Genomic DNA, 11,807 nt, shown 5'->3' with positions numbered 1-11,807 from the left:
CATTCGGGAGGACAATGTTGCGCAGCAGCGCACGAGCGGCACGCGTCGACAACCGGGCGAGTATCGCGGTGGCGCAGGGCGCCGCCCGCGGTCCGGCCGCGCGGTCAGGTCGTGCTTGGCCCGGTCACGGCGCCGAGATTCTCGTGCAGCCGGCGCAGCAGGTCGATCAGCACCTCGCGCTCGTCCTTTTTCAGGCACGACAGCAGCCGCCGCTCGCGCTCCAGCGCCGCAACGATGACCTTGTCGTGGATGGCGCGGCCGCGGGCGGTCAGCGTGATCGAATGGGTGCGGCCGTCGTCCGGCGCGGTGCGGATCGTCAGCAGGCCGCGCTTCTGCAGCGCCGCGAGGTTGCGGCTGACCGGCCCCTTGTCGAAGCCGATCACCTGGCAGATCCGGGAGGCGGGAATCCCCGGCTCGATCGCCAGTTGCGAGATGATTCGCCACTCGGTGACGTTGACACCGAAATTTTTCTGGTAAAATGCGGTGGCGCTGTTCGACAGCTTGTTGCCGATGAAGGTGATGAACGCCGGCACATAGCGATCGAGGTCCAGCAGCGGCCCGTCGGAGGCATCTGCGGGATCGGCCGGTTTGGGCCGGCGGGGCTTTCGGGGGAGGGGCTGGCTGCTCATTTCCCAAATCATCGCTGCGAAACTGTGCGGGAGCAAGTGACATGCTGCCGATGTTGACAAGATCAAACCGCGGGAGGTCCCGATGACTGCAACAGAAAGTGCGTCCGTCCCGCATCTCGACGTCGATCCGTTCGCGCTCGAATTCTTCGCTGATCCGTTCCCCACCCATCAGCGGCTGCGCGAGGCCGGGCCGGTGGTCTATCTCGACAAGTGGAATGTCTATGGCGTGGCGCGCTACGCCGAGGTCCATGCGGTGCTGAACGATCCCGAGACCTTCTGCTCCAGCCGCGGCGTCGGCCTCAGCGACTTCTCCAAGGAGAAGCCGTGGCGGCCGCCGAGTCTGATCCTGGAGGCCGACCCGCCGGCGCACACCCGCACCCGCACGGTGCTGAGCACGGTGCTGTCGGCGACCGTGATGAAGCAGCTTCGCGGGCGATTTGCCGCTGCGGCGGAGGCCTGCGTCGATGCCCTGCTGGAAAAGCGCCGTTTCGACGCGATCGAGGACCTCGCGGAAGCCTATCCGCTGTCGATCTTCCCGGATGCGCTGGGCCTGCGGCCGGAAGGCCGCGAGCATCTGCTGCCTTACGCCAGTCTTGTGTTCAATGCCTTCGGGCCGCCGAACGAGCTGCGCCAGCAGGCGATCGAGCGTTCCGCGCCGCACCAGAGCTACATCGCCGAACAGTGTCAGCGCGACAATCTCGCCCCTGGCGGCATCGGCGCCTGCATCCACGCCCATGTCGATAGCGGCGCCATCACCGCGACCGAGGCGCCGCTGCTGGTGCGCTCGCTGCTGTCGGCCGGTCTCGACACCACCGTCAACGGCATCGGCGCCGCGGTCTACTGCCTCGCCCGCTTCCCCGACCAGTTTCAGAAACTTCGCGGCGATCCGACGCTGGCGCGCAACGCGTTCGAGGAAGCCGTGCGGTTCGAAAGCCCGGTCCAGACTTTCTTCCGCACCACGACCCGCGAGGTGGAGCTCGGCGGGGCCACCATTCCCGAAGGCGAGAAGGTGCTGATGTTCCTGGCCGCGGCCAATCGCGATCCGCGCCGCTGGGAGGCGCCCGATAGCTACGACGTCACGCGTCGGACGTCGGGTCATGTCGGCTACGGTTCTGGCATCCACATGTGCGTCGGCCAGCTCGTCGCCCGCCTCGAAGGCGAGGTGATGATGGCGGCGCTGGCGCGTCGTGTCGGCAAGATTGAAATTGCCGGCGAGCCGAAGCGACTGTTCAACAACACGCTACGCGGGCTGAGCAGCCTGCCGGTCGAGATCACGCCGGCCTGACGAGTCGCTCAAGACCGGCAAGGAAACGTAGGGGGAGACGATGAAGGGCTTTGGGGTTGGGCGATTTGGGATCGGACTTGCGCTAGCATTGGCCTGCGCCGCCGGCAGCGCGCGTGCGGAGATTTCCGACAATGTCGTGCGCGTCGGCGTGCTCAACGACATTTCCGGCATCTTCCAGGACACCAACGGCATGGGCTCGGTGGAAGCCGCGCGGATGGCGGCTGAGGATTTTGGCGGCGGCGGCAAGGGCATCAAGGTCGAGATCGTCTATGCCGATCACCAGAACAAGGCCGACGTGGGCTCTGCGATCGCGCGAAAATGGCTCGATGTCGAAGGCGTCGACGCCATCGTCGACGTGCCGAACTCGGCCGTCGGCCTTGCCATCAACACCATCCTGCGCGATTCCAGGATGACGTTCTTGGCGTCGTCGACCGCGAGCTCCGACCTCACCGGCAAGGCCTGCTCGCCGAACACCATTCAGTGGGTCAACGACGCCTGGGCCACCGGCAACACCACGGCGGCCGCGATGATGCAGCGCGGCGGCAAGGACTGGTATTTTGTCACTGTCGACTACGCGCTTGGCAAGGGCATCGAAGCCGAGGCGACCAACTACATCGAGAAGCACGGCGGCAAGGTGCTGGGATCGAGCAAGCATCCGCTCGGCACCTCGGACTTCGCGTCCTTCCTGCTGCAGGCGCAGAACTCGAAAGCAAAGGTGATCGGGCTCGCCAATGCCGGCGGCGACACCATCAACGCGGTGAAGCAGGCGGCCGAATTCGGCATCCAGCAAGGCGGCCAGACCATGGTCGCGTTCCTGCTGTTCGTGAACGACGTCCACGGCATGGGCCTCAAGGTCGCGCAGGGCCTGCAGCTGCTCGAGGCCTTCTACTGGGACATGAACGACGGCACCCGTGCGTTCGCAAGGCGCTTCGCCGCGCGTCCTGGCATGAACGGCAAGATGCCGAGTGGCAACCAGGCCGGCGTCTATGCCGCGACGCTCGCCTATCTCAACGCCGTTGCTGCGACCGGCAGCGACGACGCCAAGGTCGTGGTGCCGCAGATGAAGACCTTCAAGGGTAACGACAAACTGTTCGGCGACACCACGATCCGCCAGGACGGCCGCGTCATCCACCCGATGTACCTGTTCGAGGTGAAGAAGCCGGAGGAGTCGAAATACCCCTACGACTATTACAGACTGATCGCGACCATCCCGGCCGATCAGGCGTTCCGGCCGTTGGCCGAGGGCGGGTGCTCGCTGGTGAAGTGAGGTTGGCGTTCCACTTTCACGAGGAAAGAGCTGCGACACTCAGCTCCGTCACCCTGAGGAGCGCGCTCTTGCGCGCGTCTCGAAGGGTCGACGGCCACCAGCCGGGTCGATTCATCCTTCGAGACGCGCGTTCCGCGCTCCTCCAGCGACAAGGACGAAGCCTTTGCGCGGGGATGACGGAACGGAGATTGCGAAATGCTCGCGCTGTCGCCTACTGCGCGACCTTGCTGCTGCCCTGGGTGATCAGCCGTGCGGCGCGCTGGTCGCGGGTGTGGATCCAGAGCCAGTTCATCGCTACCGCGATCCGATGCCGCACGCCGATCAGGAAGTAGATATGGGCGAGGCCCCAGATCCACCATGCCAGTGAGCCGCGCAGCTTCAGCCAGCCGAAATCGATCACCGCCTTCTTCTTGCCGATCTGCGCGAGGCTGCCGGCGTGCTTGTAGCGGAACGGCGGCAGTGTCTTGCCTTCGAGCCGGGCCTTGATCAGGGCGGCGACGTAGCGTCCTTCCTGCTTGGCGGCCGGCGCGATGCCGGGCACCGGACTGCCGTCGGGACCCTTGATCGTGACGGTGTCGCCGATCGCGAAGATGTCGGGATGGCCCGGCACGGTCAGATCAGGCTCGACCTGCAGCCGGTGGGCGCGGTCGGCCGGCGCGTTCAGCCACTCGGCGGCGCGCGAGGCGCGCACGCCGGCGGCCCAGACGATGGTGCGCGCCTCCAGCCGCTTGCCGCCGAACACCACACCGTCGGCCGAGCATTCGGTGACCGGCTCGCCCAGCATCACCTCGACGCCGAGTTTTTCCAGCGATGCCTGCGCGTAGGCCGAGAGATCGTCGGGAAATCCTGCCAGCACGCGCGGCCCGGCCTCGATCAGCACCACGCGCGCCTTGCGCGTGTCGATGTGACGGAAGTCCTGCGGCAGCGTGTCCTTGGCGAGGTCGGCGATGGTGCCGGCCATCTCGACGCCGGTCGGCCCGGCGCCGATGATGACGAAGGTCAGTAGCGCCGCGCGTTTGTCGGGATCGGTCTCGCGCTCCGCGCGCTCGAAGGCGACCAGGATGCGTCGCCTGAGCGTGGTTGCGTCCTCCAGCGTCTTCAGGCCCGGCGCGAACGGCTCCCATTCGTCATGGCCGAAATAGGCGTGGCGCGCCCCGGTGGCGAGGATCAGCGTGTCGTAGGGAATGCTGCCGCCGTCGTCGAGCTCTACCTGCTTGGCCGCCGCGTCGACGCCGCAGACATTGGCGAACAGCGTCGTCACCTCGGGCCGGTCGCGCAGCAGATAGCGGATCGGCCAGGCGATCTCGCTGGTGGCGAGCGATGCGGTCGCGACCTGGTAGAGCAGCGGCTGGAACAGATGGTGGTTGCGGCGATCGATCAGCGTGATCTCGACCGGCGCGCCTGCGAGCCCGAAGGCGGCTTCCAGCCCGCCGAAGCCGGCGCCGACGATCACCACGCGATGAGGTTTGGCCGGCGCTTGCGTCATCTGATGTCGCCCTCGGTTTCGAACGGCTTCGTCGTCTGATTATGTAATCATTGGCGGCCTCATTCCAATACGAATTGCCTGATCACCCGATAGCGAAACCCAATCGCTGTGCGTCTCACGCATCCTGCGGCGCGGCCGCGGCAACGACCCGTCGCCGCATCGGCAGGAACAGTCCCGCGACCGCGCCGATAAGCGACAACGTCGCCGCAAGGCTCATCGCCGCAACGAAACCGCTGCTGAAATGTCCGGACGAATCGGCTGCGCCATTGGCGGTGAAACTCGCAACCAGCGCCGCGATGCCGAACATGCCGCCGAGGAAGCGGCCCATGTTGAAGATGCCGGACGCCTTGCCCATCTCGCTGACGGCGACCGCACTCAGCACCGCGTTCTGCGCGGCCGGCATCGCCATCGAGACACCGACGCCGGCGAGCACCAGCGGCGCGACCAGCGCGGAATACGGCACTGTGGGGCTCACGATCTCGCTGATCCAGCCGAGCCCGATTGCCTGCATCAGAAGTCCGGTGACGACCAGCGTGCGCTCGCCGAACCGGTTGACCACGGCGCCGGCGATCGGGGCCGTGACAAATAGCGTCGCCGTCCACGGCAACAGCCGCAGCCCGGCGCCGAAGGCGTCGAAGTGAAGCGCGATCTGCAGGAACTGCGGCAGCAGGAACAGCACGCCATACATCGCGGCATAGAACAGCACGCTCGCAGCGATGCCGGATGCAAACGGCCGTGCCGCGAACAGCCGCATCGGCACCATCGGGTGTGTCGTACGCAGCTCCCACAGCACGAATATCGCCGCCAGCGCGAGGCCGACGATCAGTGTGCACGCGACCTCCGCGCTGGCCCATCCGACGGTGTTGCCACGGAGCAGGCCCCAGACCAGGGCCAGCGCCGCAAGCGCGATCAGCGTCAATCCCGTGATGTCGAGCGGCGCGGTCGGTCCGAAGCTTTCGCGCAGGCGCATCATCACGAGTGCGATCGCGACGAGGCCGATCGGCAAATTGATCCAGAAGATCCAGCGCCAGCCGAGATGCTCGGTGATGAAGCCGCCGATCGCAGGGCCGATGATCAGCGCGCATCCGGTGATGCCGCTGAAGATGCCGAGGGCGCGGGCGCGCTCCTCGCGGCCGAACGCGCCGCTCAGGATCGCCATCGCCAGCGGCATCACCAGCGCCGCGCTGGCGCCCTGCAGGGCGCGCGCGGCGATCAGTGCCGCGGCATCGCCGGCCAGCGCACAGGCGGCGGAGGCCACGACGAACAGACCGATCCCGGCCGCGAACATCCGGCGCCGCCCAAAACGGTCGCCGAGCGCCGCGCCGGTCAGCAGCAGCACCGCGAAGGTCAGATTGAAGGCGTTGACGGTCCATTGCAGCGTCTCCACCGGGCTGCCGAAATCGGCGCGGATGGTGGCGAAGGCCGTGGTCATGATCATGGCGTCGAGCGCCATCATGAAGGATGCCAGCGCGGTGAGGCCGAGCACCCAGCGCTGCTCAGGGATCTGCATGGTGGTTCTCCGTTGACGTGCCGCTAGGCTGCGACCCGCTTCGCAGGCCAGGACGAACCGGGATGGGCAAAGGATGCGGCCCAAGAATATTTTTGCGGGACCGCATCCTTTCGCTATCCGCAGACGTCCTTGGGCCTGACGCGGCCGGTTCGGGCCGCAAAACCAGGCCGGGCAGAACCAAGCGAAGGAGGTTGCGATGAGACGGACCCTGATCAGGTACAAGACCAAGCCGGAGATGGCGGAGAAGAATGCCGCGCTGGTGGCGGCTGTGTTCGCCGAGCTGAAAGCGGCCAACCCGGACGGCGTGCGCTACATGACGCTGCGGCTTGAGGACGACACCTTCATCCACATGGTCGAGACAACAGCCGACGACGGCTCGAGCCCGATCCCGAAGCTGGCGGCCTTCCAGGCCTTCCAGGATGGCATTCGCGATCGCTGCGCCGAGCCGCCGCTGGTTAGCAGTGCTGTGATTGTCGGAAACTATCGTATGCTGGATGCGTCGTGAACCAATCTGGCGGAGCCATCATGACGTCACCACCCCAGGCGCCGGCCGCGACCGATGTCGATGCGCTGCTGGCGGCGATGCGGCCAAGGCTGCATCGCTACTGCGCCCGCATGGTCGGATCGGTCATCGACGGCGAGGATGTGCTGCAGGACGCGCTCATCAAGGCGATGGAAGGCTTCGCGTCCGCAGCTCCGATCCAGAATCCGCAAGGCTGGCTGTTCCGGATCGCGCACAACACCGCGCTCGATTTCCTCAGGCGGCGCAACCGCCACGACGCGCTCCACTCTTCGGAGGAGGTGGACATGATGGCCGCAGAGCTTGACGACGTCAGCCGCCGCGAGATCGCTGCAAGCAGCCTGCGCACCTTCATGCGGCTGCCGGTGGCGCAGCGCTCCAGCGTGATCCTGATGGACGTGCTCGGCTGCTCGTTGCAGGAAGTCTGCGGCATCATGGATTTCAGCCTGCCCGCGGTGAAGGCCGCGCTGTATCGGGGACGCACGCAGCTGCGCGCGTTCGCCCGCGAGCCCGACGATGCGCCGCGGCCCGGCCTGTCGCCGGCCGATCGCGTCAGGCTGAATACCTATGTCGGCCGCTTCAACGCCCGCGACTTCGATGCCATCCGCGCCATGATCGCCGACGACATCAGGCTGGAACTCGTCAACCGGGCGCGGCTGAATGGCAAGGCCGAGGTGTCACGCTACTTCGGCAATTATGCCAAGATCGACGACTGGCATCTGGTGACCGGACAGGTCGAGGGACGCCCGGCGATCCTGGTGTTCGATCCGAACGCACAGAGTGGGCCGCCGCGATCGTTCATGCTGCTCGACTGGTCGGCCGGCAAGGTCGCGACGATCAGGGATTTCCGCCATGCGCCCTATGCGATCGACGGCGCCGAATGGGCGGTGGATCAGGGCTGACCGCCTATCAGGCGTGAAGCAGTCACCGCGCCGCAAACTCCGCGGTCGTCCCTGCCTTCGCCGGACGACGGGAAGAAGAGGCCGCTACCGCGACTTGCCGCCGAATTCGCCGCTGGCAATCCGCGCCACGCGGCTGCCGGCCGCGGCCGGTGCGCTGCTTCGTTCAAACATGCCATCGCCGCCCCTTTGGCGCGGCAGGGGCGATGCTTCATCGACATGACCGTTACCCGGCCAGAACATCAGGACGAGGTTCATCGCGGCATTGGCGAGTGCACCGACCACCGTTCCGGTGTGCTGATAGGTCAGCGCATATTCGGGAAACCGTCCGGCAATGGCCCTGTCGAGCACCATGAGGGCGATCCATGCCGCCATCACGCAGACCGGATCCCATCCGATGTCGCGCACCCGCATCGACTGCAGCATGAAGCAGACGACGAGCATGCCGTAGAAGGCAAGGACCAGGGCGGGACTGCTCGCCGCCTGCGCCAGCAGCACGTCCGTCCTGCCGCGCGGCACATTGCCCGTGATCCCGTAGACCAGCATCACAAAGCCGAGGCCCGCCACCAAGGTGCAGAAGAAGAAGGCCAACCGGCCCATTCGGGCATTGAACCCGAAGATGTAATTCAGCATGTGACGCACCCCTTTGGCGGCAGCGTCGCCCAGGGATGCTTTCCGGACCATGAAGCCCGCGCGCGCTCGCCGGCCAGTGGTTTCCGGCTGCTTTACGGATTCGCTAAAGCCTGCTGCAGTGCGCCCCCCGAGGGCAGGCGATCCTGCGACAATCGTTGCCTGCGCAACCGGCATTATATTTCTTGCTATCGCCGATTTGGGCGAATTATGATGCACGGTGCTGGGGTATGCGCCGAAGGTTCTAATCGGGGGCGGTCGGTTCATGCTTGCTGCACACTTGCGATATCACGCACAAAACACGTCACAGAACGACGCGCGCAAAGCGTGAGTCCCGAGCCCCGGTTGGGCCTGGCGGGATTTTTGGTTGAGGAGGGGAGTGAATATGAAAAAGGCATTCTGGCTGGCAGGCGCCATGGCCGTGATTTCGGCACTGGCGCTCGCGCAGCCCGCGATGGCGGCTGACAGCGTCAAGATCGGCTTTGTCTCGACCTTCAGCGGTCCGACTGCCGTGATCGGCAACGACATGCGCAATTCCTTCGAGCTCGCGCTCGACCATCTCGGCCGCAAGATCGACGGCAAGCCGGTCGAGGTGATCTACGAGGACGATCAGCAGAAGCCTGACGTCGGCAAGCAGAAGACCGAGAAGCTGGTGCAGTCCGACAAGGTCGACTTCATCGTCGGCTACATCTGGTCGAACGTGCTGCTGGCGTCGCTGAAGACCGCGGTCGATTCGAAGACCTTCCTGATCTCGGCCAATGCCGGTCCGTCGCAGCTCGCCGGCGAACTGTGCTCGCCTTACGTGTTCTCGACCTCCTGGCAGAACGACCAGACCCCTGCCGCGATGGGCCTCTACATGAACCAGAAGGGCGTCAAGTCGGTGTTCCTGATCGGCCCGAACTATGCCGCCGGCAAGGACATGCTGGCGGGCGTCAAGAGCACCTTCAAGGGCGAGGTGGTCGGCGAGGAATACACGGTGTGGCCGAGCCAGCTCGACTTCTCCGCCGAACTGACCAAGGCGCGCAACTCCAAGGCCGAGTCGATCTTCGTGTTCTATCCGGGCGCGGCCGGCGTCCAGTTCCTGAACCAGTACGCCCAGGCCGGCATCAAGGCGCAGATCCCGCTCTATACCGCCTTCACCGTCGACGAATTGTCGCTGCCGCTGCAGAAGGACAATGCGATCGGCATTCCCGGCGCGCAGGAATGGGTCAACGACCTGCCGAACGCCGAGAACAAGAAGTTCGTCGAAGACTATCGCAAGAAGTATCCCGGTCTGCGCCCGACCTATTACGGCGCCCAGGCCTATGATGCCGCCCAGCTGATCAACAGCGCCGTCGTCGCGGTCAAGGGCGACCTCACCAAGAAGGACGCGATGAAGGCGGAGATGGAGAAGGCCAACTTCAAGTCGTTGCGCGGCCCGTTCAAGTACGGCAACAACCACATCCCGATCCAGAACTTCTACCTGCAGGACGTGGTCAAGGACGCCGACGGCCAGCTGTCGCTGAAGACGGTCGCGACCATCGTCAAGGACGACCAGGATAAATTCCACGACAAGTGTTCGATGAAATAATCCTCGCACGATCTTGGGCGATCTTGGCCCGAGCCTTGCTTTTCGTTGACCTCGTCCCGCTCTTGCGGGACGCGGGAGACACGCAGCGAGCAATGCGGCGGTGAACATGCACTGCCGCTGTTTTTTTAAGGGATAACGTAGCCTCACAATGTATCTCGTCGTCGAGCAACTGCTGAACGGACTGCAATTCGGCCTCTTGCTGTTCCTGCTGGCGGCCGGACTGACGCTGGTGTTCGGCATCATGGATTTCGTCAATCTGGCGCACGGCTCGCTCTACATGATGGGCGCCTATTTCGCGGCGACCTTCGTGACCTGGACCGGCAGTTTCGTGCTTGGCGCGCTGCTGGCGCTGGGGGCGACGCTCCTGCTCGGCATCGTGCTGGAATATGTCGCGCTCCGGCATCTCTATGGCCGCGACCATCTCGACCAGGTGCTGGCAACGTTCGGCCTGATCCTGTTCTTCAATGACGCCGTCCGGCTGATCTGGGGCCCGGCCGGCCTCGCGCTGCCGCTGCCGGCCTGGCTCACCGTGCCGATGCAGATCATCCCTGGCGTGTACTATCCGGCCTATCGGCTGATGATCATCGTGGTCGCGCTGGCGGTGGCCGCGATGCTCTATCTCGTCGTGATGCGCACCCGCGTCGGCATGCTGATCCGCGCCGGCGCCTCCAACCGCGAGATGATCGGCGCGCTCGGCATCAACATCAAGCTGCTGTTCACGCTGGTGTTCGGCTTGGGGGCTGCGCTCGCCGGTCTCGCCGGGCTGATGCAGGCGCCGATCCTCACCGTGCAGATCGGGATGGGCGAGAACATCCTGATCCTCGCCTTCGTCATCATCGTGATCGGCGGCATCGGCTCGATCCGCGGCGCCTTCATGGCCGCGATCTTCGTCGGCATCATCGACACCATGGGCCGCGCCTTCCTGCCCGATCTGCTGCGCAAGGTCTTGAGCGGGGCGGCGGCCTCGACCGCGGCGCCGGCGCTGTCCTCGATGCTGATCTATCTGTTGATGGCGATCATCCTTGTGCTGCGGCCCGAGGGGCTGTTCCCGGCGGCCAAACGATGAAGCCCAAGCTCAACGCTTCCAATGCGGTTGCGGCGCTGCTGTGTGCCGCGCTGGTGCTGCTGCCGGTCTATTCGGCGGCCACGGGCAACATCTTCATCCTCACGCTGTTCACCCGCATCGCGATCTATGCACTGGCGGCCGCCAGCCTCAATCTGATCATGGGCTATGGCGGCATGATGAGCTTCGGCCATGCCGCTTATCTCGGCATCGGCGGCTATGCGGTCGGCATCCTCGCCACTGAGGGCATTGGTTCCGGCTTCATCCAGTGGCCGGTGGCGCTCGCGGTCTCGGCGCTGTTTGCGCTTTTGATCGGCGCGCTCTCGCTGCGTACCCGCGGTGTCTACTTCATCATGATCACGCTGGCGTTCGCGCAGATGGCCTATTACGTCGCCTCCGCGCTGTCGCGCTACGGTGGCGACGACGGCCTCACCGTCTACAAGCGCAGCGATTTCGCCGGCCTGATCAACCTGTCCGACCGCACGCAGTTCTACTATCTCTGCCTTGGCTGCCTGTTCGGCGGCCTCTATCTGATCTGGCGCATTGTCAATTCGCGCTTTGGCCTGGTGGTGCAGGGCGTCCGCTCCAATGAGCAGCGCATGCAGGCGATCGGCTTCCCTGCCTACCGCTACCGCCTGGTCTGTTTCGTCATCGCGGGCACGATCTGTGGCCTCGCCGGGGCGCTGCTCGCCAACAACACCGACTTCGTCAGCCCCGCCGTGATGTACTGGACCCGCTCCGGCGACCTGATGGTGATGGTGATCCTCGGCGGCATGGGCTCGCTGTTCGGCCCTGTCGTGGGCGCGATCGTCTATCTCCTGCTCGAGGAGCTGCTGTCGCAATTCACCGAATATTCGGGACTGATCCTCGGCCCGGTGCTGCTGTTGATCGTGCTGTTCGCGCGCGGCGGCATCATGGGCCTGCTCGGGAGGATGAGCCGTGGCTGAT

11 protein-coding genes are annotated in these 11,807 nt (G+C 65.3%); 7 read left to right on the top strand and 4 right to left on the bottom strand.

Translation table 11 applies throughout. The features are described 5' to 3' along the window. Positions 1 to 104: 104 nt before the first annotated feature. Entirely contained in the window at positions 105 to 629 is a 525-nt protein-coding gene (locus ACVISU_RS16660; RefSeq protein WP_050403079.1) for a MarR family winged helix-turn-helix transcriptional regulator, read from the bottom strand. A gap of 82 nt (positions 630 to 711) precedes the next feature. Here ACVISU_RS16660 and ACVISU_RS16655 point away from each other — a divergent pair, with 82 nt between their 5' ends. Together ACVISU_RS16655 and ACVISU_RS16650 are read left to right on the top strand one after the other, a co-directional pair. Next, positions 712 to 1,914, top strand: coding sequence for a cytochrome P450 (locus tag ACVISU_RS16655; RefSeq protein WP_456707631.1), 1,203 nt, complete (start codon positions 712 to 714; stop codon positions 1,912 to 1,914). Between the two features lie 40 nt (positions 1,915 to 1,954). Then, positions 1,955 to 3,181 carry an ABC transporter substrate-binding protein gene (locus ACVISU_RS16650; protein WP_456707630.1) on the top strand — a complete coding sequence of 409 codons (1,227 nt, stop codon included), beginning with the start codon at positions 1,955 to 1,957 and terminating at the stop codon, positions 3,179 to 3,181. A gap of 211 nt (positions 3,182 to 3,392) precedes the next feature. Here ACVISU_RS16650 and ACVISU_RS16645 read toward each other — a convergent pair whose 3' ends face one another. Both ACVISU_RS16645 and ACVISU_RS16640 read right to left on the bottom strand, forming a co-directional pair. Next, positions 3,393 to 4,667, bottom strand: a complete 1,275-nt coding sequence (locus ACVISU_RS16645) for an NAD(P)/FAD-dependent oxidoreductase (protein ID WP_456707629.1) — start codon at positions 4,665 to 4,667, stop codon at positions 3,393 to 3,395. 115 nt (positions 4,668 to 4,782) lie between these two features. Beyond that, positions 4,783 to 6,177: a DHA2 family efflux MFS transporter permease subunit gene (locus tag ACVISU_RS16640; protein WP_456707628.1), complete on the bottom strand. Its 1,395-nt coding sequence runs from the start codon at positions 6,175 to 6,177 to the stop codon at positions 4,783 to 4,785. A 196-nt stretch (positions 6,178 to 6,373) separates the two neighbouring features. Here ACVISU_RS16640 and ACVISU_RS16635 point away from each other — a divergent pair, with 196 nt between their 5' ends. Next, entirely contained in the window at positions 6,374 to 6,682 is a 309-nt protein-coding gene (locus ACVISU_RS16635) for a hypothetical protein (protein ID WP_050403084.1), read from the top strand. A gap of 20 nt (positions 6,683 to 6,702) precedes the next feature. Beyond that, positions 6,703 to 7,599 (top strand): sigma-70 family RNA polymerase sigma factor, encoded by an 897-nt coding sequence (locus ACVISU_RS16630; protein ID WP_456707627.1) that lies wholly within the window; start codon positions 6,703 to 6,705, stop codon positions 7,597 to 7,599. A gap of 84 nt (positions 7,600 to 7,683) precedes the next feature. Here the strand turns inward: ACVISU_RS16630 and ACVISU_RS16625 are convergent, their stop codons facing one another. Continuing rightward, positions 7,684 to 8,403 carry a DUF805 domain-containing protein gene (locus tag ACVISU_RS16625; RefSeq protein WP_456707626.1) on the bottom strand — a complete coding sequence of 240 codons (720 nt, stop codon included), beginning with the start codon at positions 8,401 to 8,403 and terminating at the stop codon, positions 7,684 to 7,686. 208 nt (positions 8,404 to 8,611) lie between these two features. On the opposite strand from ACVISU_RS16625, the gene ACVISU_RS16620 reads away from it, so the two are divergent. From ACVISU_RS16620 to ACVISU_RS16610, 3 genes are all read left to right on the top strand, one after another. Continuing rightward, the gene (locus ACVISU_RS16620; protein ID WP_050403087.1) at positions 8,612 to 9,796 is read left to right on the top strand and encodes an ABC transporter substrate-binding protein; all 1,185 of its coding nucleotides are present in this window, start codon (positions 8,612 to 8,614) and stop codon (positions 9,794 to 9,796) included. A gap of 148 nt (positions 9,797 to 9,944) precedes the next feature. Beyond that, positions 9,945 to 10,862, top strand: coding sequence for a branched-chain amino acid ABC transporter permease (locus ACVISU_RS16615; protein WP_456707625.1), 918 nt, complete (start codon positions 9,945 to 9,947; stop codon positions 10,860 to 10,862). Next, a complete protein-coding gene (locus tag ACVISU_RS16610; protein WP_456707624.1) occupies positions 10,859 to 11,806 on the top strand; it encodes a branched-chain amino acid ABC transporter permease in 948 nt (315 codons plus the stop codon). Before ACVISU_RS16615 ends, ACVISU_RS16610 begins: the two co-directional genes overlap by 4 nt. Position 11,807: the final 1 nt, after the last annotated feature.

It is taken from the genome of Bradyrhizobium sp. USDA 4452, assembly GCF_054063575.1.
Note: the sequence above shows the minus strand (reverse complement) of the source record. Positions and strands in the feature narration are given on the sequence as shown.